General features: G+C 40.7%; 19 protein-coding genes and 1 pseudogene. 9 read left to right on the top strand and 11 right to left on the bottom strand.

What is annotated here, in order from left to right; all coding sequences use genetic code 11:
• The first annotated feature begins 5 nt into the window (after positions 1-5).
• From I7X29_RS10600 to purL, 8 genes are all read left to right on the top strand, one after another.
• A complete protein-coding gene (locus I7X29_RS10600) occupies positions 6-461 on the top strand; it encodes a hypothetical protein (RefSeq protein ID WP_198474565.1) in 456 nt (151 codons plus the stop codon).
• Between the two features lie 100 nt (positions 462-561).
• Positions 562-1,077: a hypothetical protein gene (locus I7X29_RS10605; RefSeq protein ID WP_317191535.1), complete on the top strand. Its 516-nt coding sequence runs from the start codon at positions 562-564 to the stop codon at positions 1,075-1,077.
• 130 nt (positions 1,078-1,207) lie between these two features.
• Positions 1,208-2,446 carry a type IX secretion system plug protein gene (locus I7X29_RS10610; RefSeq protein WP_198474567.1) on the top strand — a complete coding sequence of 413 codons (1,239 nt, stop codon included), beginning with the start codon at positions 1,208-1,210 and terminating at the stop codon, positions 2,444-2,446.
• 244 nt (positions 2,447-2,690) lie between these two features.
• Positions 2,691-3,947 (top strand): replication-associated recombination protein A, encoded by a 1,257-nt coding sequence (locus I7X29_RS10615; RefSeq protein WP_198474620.1) that lies wholly within the window; start codon positions 2,691-2,693, stop codon positions 3,945-3,947.
• 63 nt (positions 3,948-4,010) lie between these two features.
• Positions 4,011-4,475 (top strand): hypothetical protein, encoded by a 465-nt coding sequence (locus tag I7X29_RS10620; RefSeq protein WP_198474570.1) that lies wholly within the window; start codon positions 4,011-4,013, stop codon positions 4,473-4,475.
• Positions 4,476-4,629: 154 nt separating this feature from the next.
• Positions 4,630-4,809 (top strand): hypothetical protein, encoded by a 180-nt coding sequence (locus I7X29_RS10625; RefSeq protein ID WP_009414160.1) that lies wholly within the window; start codon positions 4,630-4,632, stop codon positions 4,807-4,809.
• 90 nt (positions 4,810-4,899) lie between these two features.
• Positions 4,900-5,433 (top strand): GNAT family N-acetyltransferase, encoded by a 534-nt coding sequence (locus I7X29_RS10630; RefSeq protein ID WP_198474572.1) that lies wholly within the window; start codon positions 4,900-4,902, stop codon positions 5,431-5,433.
• Between the two features lie 42 nt (positions 5,434-5,475).
• On the top strand, positions 5,476-9,144 hold the full coding sequence (gene purL, locus I7X29_RS10635; protein WP_198474574.1) for a phosphoribosylformylglycinamidine synthase: 3,669 nt from the start codon (positions 5,476-5,478) through the stop codon (positions 9,142-9,144).
• A 271-nt stretch (positions 9,145-9,415) separates the two neighbouring features.
• Here purL and I7X29_RS10640 read toward each other — a convergent pair whose 3' ends face one another.
• From I7X29_RS10640 to I7X29_RS10685, 11 genes and pseudogenes are all read right to left on the bottom strand, one after another.
• Positions 9,416-10,702, bottom strand: coding sequence for a type II toxin-antitoxin system HipA family toxin (locus I7X29_RS10640; RefSeq protein WP_198474576.1), 1,287 nt, complete (start codon positions 10,700-10,702; stop codon positions 9,416-9,418).
• A 1-nt stretch (position 10,703) separates the two neighbouring features.
• Entirely contained in the window at positions 10,704-11,051 is a 348-nt protein-coding gene (locus tag I7X29_RS10645) for a helix-turn-helix domain-containing protein (RefSeq protein WP_198474578.1), read from the bottom strand.
• 129 nt (positions 11,052-11,180) lie between these two features.
• Positions 11,181-11,510 carry a transcriptional regulator gene (locus I7X29_RS10650; RefSeq protein ID WP_198474580.1) on the bottom strand — a complete coding sequence of 110 codons (330 nt, stop codon included), beginning with the start codon at positions 11,508-11,510 and terminating at the stop codon, positions 11,181-11,183.
• Positions 11,511-11,535: 25 nt separating this feature from the next.
• Positions 11,536-12,042: an ankyrin repeat domain-containing protein gene (locus I7X29_RS10655; RefSeq protein ID WP_198474582.1), complete on the bottom strand. Its 507-nt coding sequence runs from the start codon at positions 12,040-12,042 to the stop codon at positions 11,536-11,538.
• Positions 12,039-12,383 (bottom strand): hypothetical protein, encoded by a 345-nt coding sequence (locus I7X29_RS10660; protein ID WP_198474585.1) that lies wholly within the window; start codon positions 12,381-12,383, stop codon positions 12,039-12,041. The genes I7X29_RS10655 and I7X29_RS10660 overlap by 4 nt, the downstream gene beginning before the upstream one ends.
• A 24-nt stretch (positions 12,384-12,407) precedes the next feature.
• A pseudogene (locus I7X29_RS15680) lies at positions 12,408-12,533 on the bottom strand (transcriptional regulator); the annotation flags it as partial.
• An 81-nt stretch (positions 12,534-12,614) separates the two neighbouring features.
• The gene (locus I7X29_RS10665) at positions 12,615-12,959 is read right to left on the bottom strand and encodes a hypothetical protein (protein WP_198474587.1); all 345 of its coding nucleotides are present in this window, start codon (positions 12,957-12,959) and stop codon (positions 12,615-12,617) included.
• 97 nt (positions 12,960-13,056) lie between these two features.
• Positions 13,057-13,647 (bottom strand): thymidine kinase, encoded by a 591-nt coding sequence (locus tag I7X29_RS10670; RefSeq protein WP_002680155.1) that lies wholly within the window; start codon positions 13,645-13,647, stop codon positions 13,057-13,059.
• Between the two features lie 3 nt (positions 13,648-13,650).
• Positions 13,651-14,670: a DUF3078 domain-containing protein gene (locus I7X29_RS10675; protein WP_198474589.1), complete on the bottom strand. Its 1,020-nt coding sequence runs from the start codon at positions 14,668-14,670 to the stop codon at positions 13,651-13,653.
• A gap of 53 nt (positions 14,671-14,723) precedes the next feature.
• Positions 14,724-16,409, bottom strand: coding sequence for a 1-deoxy-D-xylulose-5-phosphate synthase (locus I7X29_RS10680; protein ID WP_198474622.1), 1,686 nt, complete (start codon positions 16,407-16,409; stop codon positions 14,724-14,726).
• Between the two features lie 43 nt (positions 16,410-16,452).
• Positions 16,453-16,998 (bottom strand): CopD family protein, encoded by a 546-nt coding sequence (locus I7X29_RS10685; protein ID WP_034555935.1) that lies wholly within the window; start codon positions 16,996-16,998, stop codon positions 16,453-16,455.
• A gap of 166 nt (positions 16,999-17,164) precedes the next feature.
• Here I7X29_RS10685 and I7X29_RS10690 point away from each other — a divergent pair, with 166 nt between their 5' ends.
• A complete protein-coding gene (locus I7X29_RS10690) occupies positions 17,165-19,465 on the top strand; it encodes an inorganic phosphate transporter (RefSeq protein WP_198474591.1) in 2,301 nt (766 codons plus the stop codon).
• Positions 19,466-19,479 lie beyond the last annotated feature (14 nt).

Genomic DNA, 19,479 nt, shown 5'->3' on the forward strand with positions numbered 1-19,479 from the left:
TCATTATGAAAAAACTTCTCTTCTTGCTCCTACTCCCTTGCTTATTTTCCTTTACAGAAAGGAATAAACAATATCAAACTGAGGATTTTCGTAAAGATATAGTACTCACTAATGGGGATACAATCCCTATTATTGAAAATCTAAATCATTTCTATGAAAATAAAGCAAAAGTAGTGAAAGTCTCATCAGCGAAAATTAAAGTTGATATAAAATTCTGTGGCAAATCTGATGTGGATAAAATATGTATGAAGTTTGTTTCAATGGATAGAAATCTTAAAAAATCTATCTTGAGTTGCGGTACTGCTTATGTTTTAGAACAGAATGGAAAGACCTATTATATCCATAGTACAAAAGAGTTTAGCTGTGGTGAACAACAAAATGTAGTGTTAAAAGTTAAAATCTTAAAAATATTAGAACTCAGCACAGGAGAATACTATAACTTAATGGTAATAGATAAATGAGATTTCTTATAAAAAACTATTTTTCCTTTTATACTGGAGGACAAAAAGATATGATTTACATCAAAGAAGCAAAACCTATCGATAAATAATGACTCATAAAGTGAAACATATCATTGTTTTTATGTACTTTTGTTCCTTTTTCTTGTACTCACAAGAAAAACATTGCATTACTTTTACGGATAACACCTGTGCTTGTAAGTCTTGTTATACTGATTATTATGCTTATACAGATATAGATGTTTACAAAATAGATACTATTCATTATACTCAAAAAGAATTTAAAGCGAGTTTTTACCCTTGTGGAGATGGACAAAAGGGAGATAATTTCTTTCTTTTAGATACCGTAGCACGCTTTTTGCCTAAAAAAATAAAGAAGAAAGTACATAACTATTATCGCAAAAAAGGACTCGACACTACTGCTTATTTATTTATACAAGAAAAAGATTCTTTTCCAGCAGTTGTTTTGAAGAAAAACGCCCCTTTTATAAAGCGAATGTGCAAAAAAACAAAGTTAGATATGAAGAAAAATGTAATTGCAACAGCTTTAGTTTTTTCTATATTTGCAAAAGGTGAAATCTACCACCAAATAGTAGTCGAAAAATTGAAAGAGCAATGAAAGCAGTTAATTTCTCTGATTATCAGTCGCTTTTTGGTATATTGTAGGGGCGAATGGCAATTCGCCCTCTATAGAATGGCAATTCGCTCTCTATAGAAATTCTAAAACAAAAAAACAAACATTATACATTATGAAAAAACTTATACTTTTGCTCCTATTCCCATTAGCCCTGCATGCACAACCGCTGGTGGAGAAAACCCCTCCCGACTATATCAAAACGATTATTTTCAAAGCCGACGCCAACGACAAGAACCAATTCCCTATCGTGCGCCGTAACGAGTCGTTTAGCTTGCAGTTCGACGACCTCGGGGGGAATGAGGAAACTTACTACTATAAAATCACTCATTGTAATGCCGATTGGTCTGCCTCTTCTCTACTGAAAAGCGAATACCTCAAAGGTATTGATAACCAACCGCTACAGCCCGAGAGCAACTCCTATGGCACCCTGCAAGGTTATTCGCATTACCGCCTTACTTTCCCTAACGAACTCACCAAAATCACTCTCAGTGGCAACTATATGCTCTCTATCACCGATAGTTATGGCACAGAACTCTTTTCACGCCGTTTTGTGCTCTATACCCCCCAAGTGAATGTACTCACCGAAGTAAAACGCGCTCGCGATTTGCAATACTTCGATACCCAACAAGTGGTGCAATTCACCATTCGGCAGAAAGATTTTAGGCTTGATAATCCCAATGTAGCAGTGAAAGTAGCCATATTGCAAAACTACCGTTGGGATACGGCTATCACGGACGTAAAACCTCAGTATGTAATGGGTAACGACCTCGTGTATCGCTACGACCGCGAAACAGCTTTTTGGGGTGGTAATGAGTATTTCTATTTCGATAGCAAGGATATACGAGTGCCTGCATCGGGTATTTCGCGTATCGACCGTAGCAAATGGGTGAACAGCTACCTCTTTCCTAATGTAAGTCGTGCGAGCAATGTCTATACCTATTATCCCGATATCAATGGCGATTTCTTGGTTAGTACGCTCAACGGAATGAACCCTGCCAACGAAGCCGATTACACCCAAGTGCATTTCGCCTTAGAAGGCAAATCTACTTTTTGGAATAAAGAAGTGTATGTATACGGCAAGTTCAGTAACTACGAACTCCGCGATGAGTACAAACTCACTTATGACGAAAAAGATGGTCTTTTCAAAGGAAAAGTACTTCTTAAACAGGGATTTTACAACTATAAGTTTGCTACCAAAGCAGGCAACACTGTTGATTTCAACGAGATAAGTGGTAATTTTCAACAAACAGAAAACACTTACCTCGTGCTTGTATACTACCGCGCTCCTGGCGCTCTCTATGACGAAGTAGTAGGTATCGGCTCTGCCTCTGGCGCGAGTATCACTCAATAGTGACGAATGACGAATGACAAATAACGAATTTCGCATCACTTTTAGTCACCTTGTACGGGCGTTTTGCAAACGCCCACATAAAACAAAATCTTTTATCCCCCTTTTTTAGATGTTTTTCTCATCAGAAAAGTAGCTTTTACAGATTGTCCCCCTTCGGGGTTGTCGGCAATTGCCGAGTAAGTGAGTCGGGGGCAATTGTTAATTATTAATTATTAATTGTTAATTGGAAAACTTAGCAGAACGTATGCGCCCCACTTCCCTTGCGCAATATGTGGGACAAGAGCACTTAGTAGGAGCTCAAGGGGCTTTGCGCCAACAGATAGAACGCGGTCTTTTGCCATCGCTTATCTTTTGGGGTCCCCCAGGTACGGGGAAAACCACGTTGGCAAATATCATTGCACACCAAAGCAACCGCGCTTTCTATACCCTGAGTGCCATTAGTTCGGGGATTAAGGAAGTGCGCGAAGTAATCGACCAAAGCAAGCAAAGCGGCGGACTCTTTACTACCCAAAATCCTATCGTTTTCATCGATGAAATTCACCGATTTAACAAAACCCAACAAGATTCCCTCTTACAGGCTGTCGAAAAGGGGTGGATTACCCTCATTGGAGCAACTACCGAAAACCCCAGTTTTGAGGTGATTCCTGCCTTGCTCTCTCGTTGCCAAGTGTATATCCTCAAGGCTTTTGAGCGCAAAGATTTAGAACAACTGCTCCACAATGCCATTACCCGAGATGTTATTCTCAAAACCAAAGATATCCAACTGCAAGAAACCGAAGCCTTACTAAAACTATCTGGCGGTGACGGTCGTAAACTGCTCAACACTTTCGAATTGGTTATAAACGCTACCCCCGACGGCGAACCTGTTGTTATTACCAACGATAGTGTATTGCACCTCGTGCAGAAAAACACCGTACTCTACGACAAAACGGGTGAACAGCACTACGATATCATTTCGGCTTTTATCAAATCAATACGCGGCAGCGACCCAAATGGGGCTGTCTATTGGTTGGCACGAATGATTGAAGGAGGTGAAGATGTGAAGTTTATCGCACGCCGTATGCTCATACTCGCTTCGGAAGATATAGGCAATGCGAATCCTACGGCAATGATTTTAGCGAACAACACTTTTCAAGCAGTAACCACTATTGGTTACCCCGAGGCGCGTATTATCCTCAGTCAATGTGCTATATATCTCGCTTCTTCGCCTAAGAGCAATGCTTCTTATAAGGCGATCAACAAAGCCCAACAAGTGGTAAAGCAAACGGGCGACCTCAGCGTGCCTATCCATCTGCGCAATGCCCCTACCAAACTGATGAAAGAACTCGGCTATGGCAAAGACTATCAATACGCTCACGATTATGAGAGCAATTTTGCCTTTCAGGATTACCTCCCTGATGAATTACAAGGAGAAACCTTCTATGAACCCTCTGATAATCCCCGTGAAAATGCGCTGCGTGACTACCTCAAAAAACTATGGGGCGACCGCTACGGGTATTAATTTACTAATTTGCTAATTTGCTAATTATTTTATACCTTTGTCTAATCTTTAATCATTAAAAAAATGAAAAAATTAAGTATTGTAGCCGTAATGGCAATGACAATGATAGCTTGCAACAACAGCAATTCAACGCAAACTACCCAAACAGAAACCACCGAGGTAACCCCTTCTGCTACAGAAGAGATGCCACCCGTAGGAGGTGATAGAGATGCTCACGGCTGTATAGGCAGTGCAGGACAATCGTGGAGCGAGCTCCTGCAAGAGTGCGTACAAGTATTTGAAGTAGGCACACGCCTCAATCCTGTGGAAGAGAAGGAAGAAGTGGCCGTAATCAGTGCCTTTATTGTAGCCAAAGAAGGGGATAACAGCCAAGTAGAGCTATTCATCACTACGGAAGAGACCCATCCTCTCTTAAAACAACAGAAAGACGGCACTTACAAAAATGGCAAGTACGCTTATAACCCTAAAACACAAGAACTTTCTATCGATGGTAAAGTCGCGTACAAGGGAGAAAAAACTAAAATGTAAAAAATGCAAACTCCTTCTTATCTAAAAAATAAGAGGGAGTTTTTTATATTTATTGCCAATTGAAAAAAAGTTTATACCTTTGTGCCAATATTGGTGTATCACTACACTTGCCAAAGGTTAAGATTTTGGCTAAGTTGATTAAAAAAATAATATTATGGCATTAGAAATCAAAGCAATACCCACATTATATGGTAAAGAAGCACGTCGCTTTCGCAAAATGGCGGAAGAGAGTGAACGTAAATATGATCTGCGTACCAAAAAAGATATTACTACCGACCCTCGCTATAAAGCGATGCAAAACATTTTGAGTAAATCTCCTATTTTCAATAAATAATGACATTTCTTGAAGAAAATTGTATTCTTGAAATTTTAACTGATAACATTTTATCTGAAAGTTACCCCTTTTATTTGTGGTGATGATGATATGGACGACTTTTTTCAAAATGAAGCTATCGCCTATACTCAATACAAAATGGGTAAGACTTATTGTTTTAGACTGAGAAAAGACACAAAGCAAATTGTAGCTTGTTTTACCGTATCAAATGATAGTATTCGCATTTACGATTTACCTAACAGCAGAAAAAATGCAATGTGGGGAATTACGCATCGCGAAAAAATGCTTACACGTTACCCAGGTGTACTCATAGGTCGTTTAGCAGTTGCTTCCAAATTCTCAAATAAAGGGATAGGTTCAGAAGTGTTAGATTTTATTAAAATGTGGTTCTTAAATGATGAAAACAAAACAGGTTGTCGATTTGCCATAGTAGACGCCAAAAATGAACCTAATATTTTACATTTTTATAAAAGAAATAGCTTTAAAACTCTATTTCCACACGAAATAGATGAGGATCTTTACACTAAGCCTCCTAAAGACGAAAATGAACGTTCCGAAAGAAAGACCAATCCACGAAAATTATATACCCGCTTAATGTTTTGTGACTTATTAGATGAAGAATAGGTTAATTGTTAATTATTAATTGTCAATTGTTAATTGAAAAAGATGCTTCTCTTCTTTAAAAACCCCAAAAACACTATCTATGTGGTAGCTACCGAAGTTACCCTTACTGAGGCCAACCTCAACAAACTGAAATGGCTGTTTGGCAATGCCCAGCAACTTAACCAGCCTACCCTTAGCGGCACTTTCGTTGGTCCGCGTGCTGCAATGATTACCCCTTGGAGTACCAATGCAGTGGAAATTACCCAAAATATGGACATCCACGGGATTACCCGCATCGAGGAGTTCCACGAACTAACCGACCCCGATATGCCTTTCGACCCTATGCTCTCTGAGCGATACAACGGTCTTACTCAAGAGAGTTTTACTATCGATATTCAACCGCAAACAACACTCGAAATCGATGATATCGAGGCATATAACCAGCAAGAAGGACTTGCGCTAAGCGCCGAAGAAGTCGCCTATTTGCAAAATCTTTCTAAAGAACTCGGGCGCAAACTCACCGACTCGGAAGTGTTTGGCTTCTCGCAAATCAACTCCGAACACTGTCGCCATAAAATCTTTAATGGTACTTTTGTTATCAATGGTGAGGAAAAACCTTCTACCCTCTTCAAACTCATTAAAAAGACATCACAAGAACATCCTAATAGCATTGTTTCGGCTTATAAGGACAATGTGGCTTTCATCAAAGGGGCTACTGTCGACCAGTTTGCACCAAAAAGTGCCGATAAACCCGATTTCTACGAGGTGAAACCTTTTGAAGCCGTGCTCTCACTCAAAGCCGAAACCCACAATTTTCCCACTACGGTAGAGCCTTTCAACGGGGCTGCTACAGGTTCGGGAGGTGAAATACGCGACCGCTTGGCTGGCGGACAAGGTTCTTTGCCTTTGGCAGGTACGGCGGTGTATATGACTGCCTACCCCCGATTAGAAGAAGACCGCCCTTGGGAAAAAGGAATGCCTGAACGCCAATGGTTGTACCAAACACCGATGGATATCCTCATCAAAGCCTCTAACGGGGCAAGCGATTTTGGTAATAAATTCGGGCAACCGCTCATTACGGGCTCACTCTTCACCTTTGAACACGAAGAAGGCGGACGCAAATTAGGTTTTGACAAGGTGATTATGCAAGCAGGAGGCGTGGGTTATGCCAAAGCCTCACAAGCCATAAAGCACACCCCCAAGGAAGGCGACAAAATCGTTATCTTAGGCGGTGAAAACTACCGCATCGGTATGGGAGGGGCAGCGGTATCATCTGCCAATACTGGCGCTTTTGGCGCAGGTATTGAGCTGAATGCGGTACAGCGTTCTAACCCCGAAATGCAAAAACGCGCTGCCAATGCGATTCGCGCAATGGTAGAATCTGACGAGAATCCTATCGTTTCTATACACGACCACGGGGCTGGCGGACACCTCAACTGCTTATCGGAACTCATAGAAGAAACCGGCGGTAAAATCGACTTAGACAAACTGCCCGTAGGCGACCCTACCCTATCGGACAAGGAAATTATAGGCAATGAATCACAAGAGCGTATGGGATTGGTATTGCCTGAAAAGGCTATTGCCAAACTAAAAACCATTGCCGACCGCGAGCGTGCGCCTATGTACGAGGTGGGTGTGGTTACCAGCGACAAGCATTTTAGCATTGCTTCTGCAAAGAAAGGCACCCGCCCAATGGATTTAGACCTCAGCGCGCTCTTTGGCAGTTCGCCAAAAACGGTAATGACCGATGAAACAGTAGTTACTAATTACGAAGAGCTACACTACTATGCAAGTCAGCTACAGAACTATTTAACACAGGTGCTACAATTAGAAAGTGTAGCTTGTAAAGACTGGCTTACCAATAAGGTAGACCGTTGTGTAGGGGGTAAAGTCGCCAAACAACAATGTGCAGGCGCACTACAACTCCCTTTGAACAATGTTGGGGTGATGGCTTTGGACTACAATGGCAAAGAAGGAATCGCGACCAGTATTGGTCATTCGCCTCTTACGGCACTTATCAGCCCTACCGCAGGCAGTCGCAATGCTATTGCCGAAGCATTGACAAACATTGTTTGGGCGCCTCTAAAAGACGGCTTGCAAAGTGTATCGCTATCCGCCAACTGGATGTGGGCGTGCCGCAATAAAGGAGAAGATGCGCGTTTGTACGAAGCTGTAGAAGCAGCTTCTGATTTTGCGATTGAATTGGGTATCAATATCCCTACCGGTAAAGATTCCCTATCGATGAAACAAAAATACCCCGACGGTGGTGATGTGATTGCCCCAGGTACGGTGATTATTTCGGCGGCTGCCCATTGTACTGACGTGCAAAAAGTAGTTGAACCTGTATTGAAACGCAATGGAGGCAACATTTATTATATCAACTTCTCGGGTGCTCAATTTGAATTAGGAGGTTCGGCTTTTGCCCAAATATTAAACAAAATAGGCGATAAAGCTCCTACCATAACAGATGCCGAAGGCTTTAAAACAGCTTTCAACGTATTACAATCACTCATAAAAGAAGGTAAAATACAAGCAGGACACGACATTGGTAGCGGCGGACTTATCACAACACTCTTAGAGATGTGCTTTGCCGAAAACGACTTAGGGGCTACCATTGATTTGAGCGGACTCTCTGCCGATGAAGACCTTATCAAAACCCTTTTTGCTGAAAACGCAGGGGTAGTAATTCAAGCCGATAGCAGCATTGAAGCTACTTTAGAAGCACACTTCTTAGAATGGGCTAATATAGGCGAAGTAACTACTTCACAAGAACTTACTATTCACCATTTCGGAAAATCATACCATTTCAACATCCCCGAATTGCGCGATGTGTGGTATCTCACTTCTTACTTGTTAGACAAACAGCAAACTCAAAACGACAAGGCGACCGAGCGTTATCAAAACTACTCCGAACAGCCTTTACAATACACTTTCCCAGCGCATTTCACGAGCGAAAAACCCGCACGCCCCGCAGGCAAACGCCCTATAGCAGCAGTGATACGCGAAAAGGGTAGCAACTCCGAGCGCGAAATGGCAAATGCCCTTTACTTAGCAGGCTTTGATGTGAAAGACGTGCATACCACCGACCTTATCAGCGGACGCGAAACCTTAGAAGATGTACAATTTATAGGGGCTGTAGGTGGTTTCTCTAACTCCGATGTGTTAGGCAGTGCTAAAGGTTGGGCAGGGGCTTTGCTCTACAACGAGCAAGCTAAAAAAGCATTGGATAACTTCTTTGCCCGCCCCGATACCCTTTCAGTAGGTATATGCAATGGCTGTCAGTTGTTTATGGAATTAGAAGTCATCAATCCTGAGCACGCAGAGCACGGAAAAATGTGGCATAATGATAGTGGCAAGCACGAAAGTGGCTTTGTATCAGTAACCATTCCTGAAAACAATTCGGTGATGCTCTCCACCTTTGCAGGTAGTACCTTAGGGGTATGGATTTCGCACGGCGAAGGGAAATTCCACTTGCCATTGGCAGAAGCCGAATATAATATTGTAGGTAAATACGCTTATCAGGAGTACCCTGCCAACCCTAATGGCTCTGATTACAACACGGCTATGCTATGCGACAAAACAGGGCGACATTTGGTAACGATGCCTCACATAGAGCGTTCGGTTTTCCCTTGGCAATGGGCATACTATCCAAGTGAAAAAACAGCGGTTAGCCCTTGGTTAGAGGCATTTATCAATGCCCGCAAGTGGATTGAAGCACGTAATGCCAAATAAAAATGGTAAACAAAATCTTAAAAAAATAAGTGTTTTAAGTATTAAAATTACGCTAAAAGGGGCTTATAGAGCCCCTTTTATATTAAACTTTTGTTAAACTTAAAAATACACTTGACAAGTACTGTTTTATTCGTACCTTTGCATCGCAATGAGGGTGGTAGCTCATTGTAAACTTCAAATAATAGTTTTCATAATTTAAAGTTTTGGTTGGTTAATGAAGAAGTCCGATAATTCTTTTATCGGACTTTCTTTTTTTGTCTAAAAATATCTTCTAAAAATATTTTTTCAGATTCTCTATTATTAGAGAATTTACTTTTTCTCTTCTAATTGAGTCCAACCCATTTTGTTGAGCAAGACTTGAGAATTCTTGAAAACTTGCTATTGTCTGTTTTATTATATCATCAGCATTTTTGATATTAAAATCAGAAGCGAGTTGGAGAATATCACGAAGTTCTATACCCATTAGTTTTTGGTTGATAAAGATAGAATGCCTTTTAAGCCAAGGATGCGTAGGGTGATAGGCGAAAGTAAGGTCATAGGCAGGAGTAAGTTGCCATTTACCGTCTTTTATCATAAAAGAAAAGTTTTTTATATGATCATCATTGTTTAGCCCTATAACATTGAAAACCATTCTTCTAAAAAGTTGCTCTACTTGTTCTTTATCATTAGTAAGTGCCAAAGTCATACGGTGTAGCTGTTCATACGAAAAGAGACCTTGTTGGTCAAAATCAATTCCTGTAAGTCCACATACAGTTTGAATGTGATTTTTGCTTCCGTTAGGATTTCTATCAAAACGTTGGGTCATAAAATGACTTCTACCATTTTCACAATACAATTTGCAATCAGTCATTATTATTCCACATAGTTTGGCTATTTGGTAGTAAGTATACTCAACAATACCGTAGCCTTGTGGAGCTATTCCTAGACCATCTTTTAAACCATCAAATTTGATAAGGTAGTAATTAAATCCTTCACCTTGATGAATATCACCTGCTTTTATCTCATTGGTTTCCTCATTAATAGCTATCACTGCTTTGGCTCGAGCCCCTCCTGCTGAAGAACCTATTTGCACAAGTGTTTCCAACCCCTGATGATAGTCATTTAGAGGAACAGAAGACTCCTCTTTAGCAAAAACTATTTGATTTACTATTTCGAGTAGTTCATTTACTTTCACTAAACCATTGTTTCGTTTGCTTTCAATAATAGGTTCATATTCCAAAGCCCCCATACCTCTATTAGCTAAAAAAGCTAATTTTTCAACTGGATTCAAGTTCCCTTGATGAATACTTTGTTTGGAAAACCATTCTGCTATTAATTTATTACCAAAAGCATCTGGGAGAGTATCGGCTAATAAAGGAGGAAGATTTTTAAACGTCTCTAACAATTCTCTTGGATTAGAAGTATACACCCTTTCATTAAGAGGCATTATCAAAGGAGAGAGTTCCTCTCCTATTTTCACATAGGTAGGGTCATACACAAATTCAGTTCTTCCTGTTTCTTCCTTCCAAGAACAGTAACCTACTATCTCTTTGTTCTTTATAACTTTTACTCTATCCATCCTAATTCACTTTATAAATACGTTTTGGCTTTTTATCAATCATTTTTTGTCTTTTCTCCTCTAATTCAAATTCTTCTTTGGGAGTGAGTTGGGAAGTCTCAAATGTTTGCAAAAAAGGATCTAACACACTAAAAGCCCTTGCTATAGCTATCAGTGTAAGAGTAGAAGTTTTTCCATCTTTTTCTATTTTCACTAACTGTGAACGCGATATCCCTGCCTTGTTAGCGAGTTCTTGCTGTGTGAGTTTCATCATTATGCGCCTTTTCTTTATATACTCCCCTAATTTTTCAGCTAATTCTTTGTCGGTCATAGTATACAAAGGATTAAATAAGTTTTGTAAATTCTCCATATAAAACGACTTTTAATGTTGCAAATATACAACATTATTTATAACAAACAACACTAATGTAGCAAATATACTACATTAGTGTTGTTTTTTTTATTGACTGTTGTAATTGTTTAATGAGTGCTTGTTAGCTCATTTTAGCCATTGTAGCACTTCTTCTAAATCAACAGAAAAAGAAGGTAATTGTATTGTAATAGTACTGAAAGGGCAATTACCTTTTAGCTTCTTTGTGATATGAATATGCAAGGCATTGGCTTTCAATTCAAACACTACATCTTGGCACAAGGCATAAATATAGTGAGTTTGCTCATTGTATTCAAAATAAAGTTCTTCCTCATAAGCTAATCTACTTATAGAAAAATATTGTTCCTTATTTATAAAAGCTATTTGCAAAAGTTCTCCCCAATATGCACGAGGGTTGAGGTCTATTTCTTCACAAGTAAAAAATAGGGATTCGGTCATAAAATTATTTTGTTAATCTACTATTTTAAAAGAATTTCTTTACATCAGCATTCCCAATGCTGTGAGCTAACGAGTGGGCAGTTACATTGTACTGATTAGCTAAATGTGGATTCGCATTGTGCTTTAGTAAAGTTTCAATCATCTCACTATAGAGAGGAGGATTCTTTTTGTAATTAAAAACAGCTACAGACAAAACGCTATTGCCGTGAATATCTTGAGCATTTACATCGGCACCTTTTTCAATGAGGTAAGAGAAGGCTTCATATTGTTGTCCTATAACAGCTAAGTGCAAAACAGTATTGCCAAACTGTTTATCCTCCTGCGCTTGATTTATAGCCACCCCATTTTCTAAAAACACCTCAATAACTTCCTTTGCTGAAAGCCCTATAGGAGTTTTTAGTTTTAGATAATAATGCAAAATAGTATTGCCAAACTTATCACACTCATTAATATTATAGTTTTTTAAAGCTGTTTTAAGTACAGCTAAATCTCCTTTTAAAAGAATTGTTTTTAGCTCTTCTGTTGTAATCATTGTTCTTCTTTCCAGTTTTCAAAACCTACTATCAAAAAATCTTTTACTTCCTTATTTGTACAGGAATTGATAAGTTTGTCATACGCTTCTATAGATTCTTCATTATCAAGTTCTATACTCTCTATTTTTCCCTCTATAATTTCCTCTAACCCATAACATTTAGTATCGGGTAGAATAGAGAGAAGTACATAAGCATCTTCAAAGCTAATCGGCTCTTCTATTTCATTTAACAAAGTTTCATACTGTGCTACCAAGTTATGAACATCAGTTCCATCATTGTCTAAATCTTCATTAGGCATTTTACCTAACTGTTGTAATTGTTTAATTGGGGATATTGTCATATTGTCAATTTATTTTAGTCGTTGTAACACTTTTTCATAAACTAATCTACTTATAGAAAAATATTGCTCTTTATTTATAAAAGCTATTTGCAAAAGCTCTGCCCAAGACGCACGAGGGTTGAGGTTGATTTCTTCAGAAGTAAAAAATATTGTTGGTAGTTTTCTTCTTTTTCAAAATTACTACCTATCCAAAGATGTATTTGATTGTATCTGTCCTTATATTCGATTATTTTATAATTTCGACCGATAGTCGTCTAAAAATCCTTCGGCACAGCGGTATTTGGTATAGAATATTACTTCATTACCCTCAATTTTAAGATCAAATATTTTAGTGGCGTTTTCTTTAAGACATAATTGAAAGGCGGCAATTTTTTCTTCAGCTATATCGGCAAGAATGGGGCTAAAGGCTTCTATGCATTGGTGGTATTCCTCACAAAGGTGGATAAGTTCTTGGCTTAATTTATTTTCAAGCATAATAGCGCGATAACAATAGGGGGCATTGGGTACTTTGCTAATATTTGTTATCAGGGCGTAATCGGGGTGAGAGGGTGAAAACAATAGATCTGTTGTAATCATTTCTTTTTGCGTCAAAGATACAACTTTTTTATTCCAACAAATCATCTAAACTTTATTTTTTTACTCCCCCTGAAACCTGACACCTGACACCTGACCTCTACCCCCTATCCCCTGACTTCATCGCTTTATAGAAAGCTGCGCGACTCAAAGGTTCGTAACTATCGGCTTCACCCAGCATTCTCTGTTGATCGTTAGCGACCTTACGAAAACTGTAGTTGGCGAGGTTGCCCGTGCGGGTACAAACAGCGTGTACCTTGGTAACATATTCAGCAGTTGCCATCAGAAAAGGCATCGGACCAAAAGGTCTGCCCTTGTAGTCCATATCAAGTCCTGCTACAATCACACGCATACCGCGATTGGCGAGTTCGTTGCACACATTCACGATTTCATCGTCAAAGAATTGTGCTTCATCTATACCCACCACATCGCAACCATCGGCTAAGAGCATAATACTGGAAGCGGCTTCTACAGGAGTTGAGGGGATTTCATTGGCATTGTGCGACACTATATTGGTATCGTCATAGCGAGTATCGAAGGCAGGTTTGAAGATTTCTACCTTCTGTTTAGCAAATTGAGCACGGCGCAATCGGCGAATCAGTTCTTCGGTTTTACCCGAGAACATCGACCCACAAATCACTTCTATCCAACCCGCTTTTTCGTTGTTGTTTACTGTATTTTCTAAAAACATCGCTTAAAAAGTATATAATACCCCTACTCCCAAAATTTGTTTGAGCTGAGTGCGTGCTCCATAGTTGTGTTTTTCTCCGTTAGGAGCAGTGTACGAATAGAATTTCACATCGTCGTCGTATTTGATATGCACCCCTATACGCGCTTGTACATAGCTATTCACCTTTAGGTTGAGGTTGGTTTCCCAATCCACATCTATATTTCCAAAGTTTCTGAGATAGTCGCCATAGAAGTTGAAGGTGGTGTTGAGCATCATATTTTCCATTATCTTTTTATCCCAACGCCCTGATACTGAAAAACCGAGCTCATTATGCGTGCGTTTTCCTTTCTTGAGGATAGTACCATCGGGGGCACGCTGGGCTTTTTCTACCCCAAAAGCACCGTCATCGGCTAAACGCTGATTGAATACAGCAGTGGTTTTGAGCGTAATAGGTGAAAGAAAGAGGTTGAAATTGATTTTAGCAGGTGCATATTCAGCTCCCAAACCGAAGGTAATGTAAGCTGGCGCTAAGAATTTAGAGATAGGTTTCTCTACATCGGGATAGTTATACCCATTGCTGATTTGCGATAAAAACTGATAACGTGCGGTGTAATACCAAAACGACTGAGAGTCGCCACGATAGCCAAATGAAGAAATGAGCGACAACTTATCATCTGTTTTGCGCACTTCGCGTCCTTTTTGAGCATTGATACCATAGTTGATTTCGAGTTCATTATCCCAAAAGAAAGTGCGTTCTGTATAACGGCGGCGGAATTTGGCATTCATAATACCCGAAATTGAGGATTCCCCCCCTGCATTCCAATTGGAGAAAGCTACCTCGCTCATATTCAACCCTACTTGGTTGAATTTAAACCATTTTTGTTGTGCTTGTTGGTATCGGTTGAAGGTAAATTTAAGAGCTTCGGGGTCTTCAATTACCCTGATGGTATCGCTTTTTACATCGGCTTGAAAAGCCTTAGCCTTGCGCACTTGTCCCCACGTTGTAACGCTGCAAAGAAGGAGTGCGATAATAAGTTTTTTCATACTAAAAGTGATGCTAAATGATTCGGGGTGCAAAGGTAGGGATTATTTGGCAATTAGCCAATTGACAAATCGGTAAATCGGCTCATTACCCCCATAAATGTATCAGGAAGTGTGATGATTTTCAAAGGGATAGTATAATTGTGTTGCGTAGCAAATTCGGCTATAGCACTGCCAAGACCACCTATAACTCCTTCTTCTACGGTGATAATTTTCTTGTATTTTTGGAAGATGTGATGCAGCATTTCCTCATCTAAAGGTTTGAGAAAACGCATATCGTAATGAGCGTATTTTTCAGCAGTAGTACTCATTTGGATTTGCTCAGCAACCTCTTCGGCGATAGCACCAATGGTAAGTACCGCTATTTCGCTACCTTCTTTTAGCTGCTCGCCCTTGCCAATAGGCAATGCCTGAAAAGGTTGTTGCCAATGTTTTTCATTACATCTACCGCGCGGATAGCGAATAGCAATAGGATGTTCTAATGGTTGCTGAGCTGTATAAAGCAAATGGCGCAACTCGGTAGCGTTGCGCGGTGAGGCGATAATGAGGTTAGGAATGGGACGCAAAAATGCCATATCAAACACCCCGTGATGGGTAGCGCCATCTTCGCCTACAAGTCCCGCGCGGTCGATACAGAACACGACGGGGAGATTTTGTAGAGCTACATCGTGAATGAGTTGGTCGTAGGCGCGTTGCAAGAAAGTGGAATAAATCACACAATAAGGGATAAAACCACGCGCAGCCCAACCTGCTGCAAAGGTTACAGCGTGTTGTTCGGCAATACCTACATCAAACACTCTATGGGGGAAAGATTGGTGCATAGTGGTAAGTCCGCTACCGCTGCTCATTGCAGGGGTAATGGCTATAATTTTAGGGTTGAGTGCGGCAAGCTGGGTGAGGGTCTGCCCTACCACCTCTTGGTACTTAGCAGGTAGAGATGGGTTTTCGGGTAGCGGTTCTCCCGTAATTTTATCAAATAGGGCGGGCGAATGGTAACTCACTTGTTGAGCCTCAGCTTTGGCAAATCCCTTGCCTTTGGTGGTAAGTACGTGCAAGAGTCGCACGCCTCTCTCATTTTTTTCAGCTTCAAGAGATCTGAGCAATTCAGGGAGGTTATGTCCATCCACTGTACCTTTGTAAGTGATGTTTAAATCGTTGAAGAAAGTTTCATCAGCGCCTTTTCTTTGGCGTAACTGCTCGAAATAATTTTTGAGAGCACCCACGGTAGGGTCGATAGCCATAGCGTTGTCGTTGAGGATAATAAGCATATTAGCATCGGTAGTGCCGGCGTAGTTCAGCGCCTCAAAAGCCATACCACTTACAATTGAAGCATCGCCTATCACAGCTATGTGCTGGCGCTGGGTATTCCCCTCCAAAGCCGATGCCATTGCCATACCTAAAACCGCTGAGAGAGAGGTAGACGAGTGTCCCGTACCGAAAGCATCGTATTCACTTTCTGAGCGCTTAGGAAACCCACTGATGCCTCCCTGTTCGCGAATATGAGCAAAAGAAGCGTCTCTACCCGTGAGGATTTTATGGGCATAGCACTGGTGTCCCACATCCCACACTAATACATCGTTGGGGGTGTTGAACACATAGTGCAGTGCGATAGTGAGTTCCACCACTCCAAGACTCGCCCCTAAGTGTCCGCCCCTTGTAGCGATAACCTCTATAATGCGCTCACGCAACTGTTGTGCCAGTGCAGGAAGTGCTGCTATAGGAGTATTTCTAAGCTGTTGTATAGTCATCACATCTCATTTGCTAATTTGCTAATTTGCTAATTTGCTAATTTTTCCCTTTATTCACTAATTTTACTACCAACATAATCAGTACACCCATCGCAACGAAAGCTAACAAAGAGGCATACCAATAGGCAACAAAAACACCTTTGAGGACAACAGCAAAAACCACAACAAATAGAATAATAGTCGCCACCTCATTGAGCATTCGCAATTGCACAGAAGTGAGGGTTGCCTGCCCTGCTTGCAAACGTTTCATTATGCGCCAAGAATAATAATGATAGATAAATAAAAAGACAATAAACAGCAGTTTGACGTGCATCCAGCCTTGTCTCATAAATGTCCATTCTCCACCGTCATAGAGCATATAAAGTCCGGTGGTAGTCATCAGTATAAGGGCGGGAACAGTGATGATGTTCCACAAGCGCTCTTCCATAAAACTGAATTGTTTGTGAAGAATAGAACGCTCAGGCTCTTCTTTTTCTAAGGCTTCGGTGTGGTAGATAAAAAGGCGCACCATATAGAAAAGTCCAGCGAAGTAGCTCACTACAAAGATAATATGGATGCATTTAGCAATAAGATAATCCATAATTACAAAATGTTTTTACGAGTTTTTAGTTATTTGAAAATACAAAGGTAGTAATATTTTTCGGTTCTACTAAAATATAACAGAAAGTGTTTGCCAATTTTCTAATTTGCTAATTTGTTAATTTGCTAATTATACACTACCTTTGTCCCCTCAAACCAGTATAAGTGTTATGGAACAGGTTTACATTTTTATGCTGTTCGTGTTTTTAGTGCTCGCTATTATCGATTTAGTAGTGGGCGTAAGCAACGATGCAGCTAACTTTCTCAACTCAGCCGTTGGCTCTAAAGTGGCTACTATCCGCACTATTATGATAGTCGCCAGCGTGGGGGTAGCCATCGGTGCTATCTTCTCCAGTGGAATGATGGAAATTGCCCGAAAAGGCATCTTCAACCCCCAGCTCTTCTACTTTGATGAGGTAATGATTATCTTTATGTCGGTTATCCTCGCCGATATTCTCCTCTTCGACCTTTTCAACTCTATCGGCTTGCCCACTTCCACTACCGTTTCTGTGGTTTTTGAACTCCTCGGGGCAGCGATGTGTGTGGCTACCATCAAAACTTTTATGAGTGGCGCTCCACTAACTACCGCTTTCGACTATATCAACAAAGGAGAGGTAGGCAAGGTGATTGCGGGTATTTTTACCTCGGTAGCCATCGCTTTTACAGTAGGAGCTATCGTACAATACTTAGCTCGATTGGTCTTTTCATTTAAATATCAAGACAATATAAAATACGTAGGAGGCGTATTTGGCGGCTTGTCGCTCACGGGGCTCTCCTATTTCATTATCTTTAAAGGTCTCAAGGACGTCGCTTTCATCCCTAAAGAAGCCATTGCGTGGATAGATACAAATATTGTACTGCTGCTCTTTGGCTGTTTTATTTTCTATTCGGTGCTTTCACAGATGCTTATCCGTATGAAAGTAAACATTTTCAGGGTGATTATCCTCAGTGGTACTTTTGCTTTGGCAATGGCTTTTGCGGGCAACGACTTGGTGAACTTTATCGGGGTGCCTATGGCTGCTTACCAATCCTACGGAATATGGCACAACTCAGGAATCGCTCACGACAGCCTGCTGATGAAGGGTTTAGCCGATAGCGAAATGAGTACCCCTACATTCCTATTGCTGCTCACAGGCTTTGTGATGATTCTCACCCTTTGGTTCTCCAAAAAAGCACGCCACGTGATTGATACAGGGGTGAACCTCTCCCGCCAAAATGAAGGCGGTGAAGAAAAATTCTCATCTAATTTCCTCTCGCGCTTTTTGGTGCGTATTACCGTGATTTGCGCCAATGCGGTGGAATTTATAATGCCTAAATCGCTCAGCAGTAAAATAGATCGCCGTTTTGAAAAACCTGAACGCGACCCTAATGTAAAAGAAGAAGACCTTCCCGCTTTCGACCTTGTGCGCGCTGCAATCAACCTTGTGGTATCGAGTAGTTTGATTGCCTTTGGTACGTCGTTCAAATTACCGCTCTCTACCACTTATGTAACCTTTATGGTGGCAATGGGTTCCTCTCTCGCCGATAGGGCTTGGGGGCGCGACAGTGCTGTATATCGTGTGGCTGGGGTGCTAAACGTAATTGGCGGTTGGTTCTTAACTGCTATTGTGGCTTTTATCGGTGCTTTTATTGTGGCTGGCGTGCTGTATTATGGCAGTGTAATTGGTCTTATCGTGATGATTATGGTGGTAGGCTTCGTGCTCATCCGCAATGCCGTGATTTACCGCAACAAGCAGAAAGCTAAAGCCCAAGGCAAACGCTTTGAACGCGCCGATTTGGCGACTATCGGTGGGGTGATAAAAGAAAGCTCTAACTATGTATCCGAAACGATTTACCGCATTGATGAGCTCTATAGCAAGGTGGTGAAAAACCTCGGTACACAAGATTTGGGCAAACTCACCAAAAACAAGAAGAACGCCAAAAAACTCGAAAAAGAACTCGACGAACTAAAAGGCAATGTATATTACTTTATCAAATCACTGAATGAGAGCTCAGTAGCCTCCAGCAAGTTCTACATTCTCATTTTGGATTACTTACAGGATATGGCACAGTGTCTCACTGCTATTACCCTCAACAGCTATGAGCACGTGAATAACAACCACAAGAACCTCAAGTTTAACCAGCTGAGAGATTTAAAATACATTTCCGACAAGATGGAAGAAGTGTTTAGAGCAGAAGCCGAAATATTTAAAGGTTCAGACTATAACAAGTTACACATCATCTTTGAAGATTGCAAGGTGTTGAAAAACGAAGTATCAAAAATGGTACAAAAGCAAATCGACCGTATTCGTACCACCGAAACCAGTCATAAAACCACCAAATTGTACTTCAGTATTTTGCTCGAAACCAATGCGCTTATCAGGGCTAACAATAACCTGTTAATGCAGTTTGACGAATACCAAAAACAACAAAACAAAAAGAAGAAAATAAACCTTATCAATCTTCAACAAGAGGTAAGAGATAAGAGGTAAGAGGTAAGAGGTAA

Origin of the sequence: Capnocytophaga periodontitidis, from assembly GCF_016126015.1 — a bacterium.
In the GTDB taxonomy this organism is placed as follows: Bacteria; Bacteroidota; Bacteroidia; order Flavobacteriales; family Flavobacteriaceae; genus Capnocytophaga; species Capnocytophaga periodontitidis.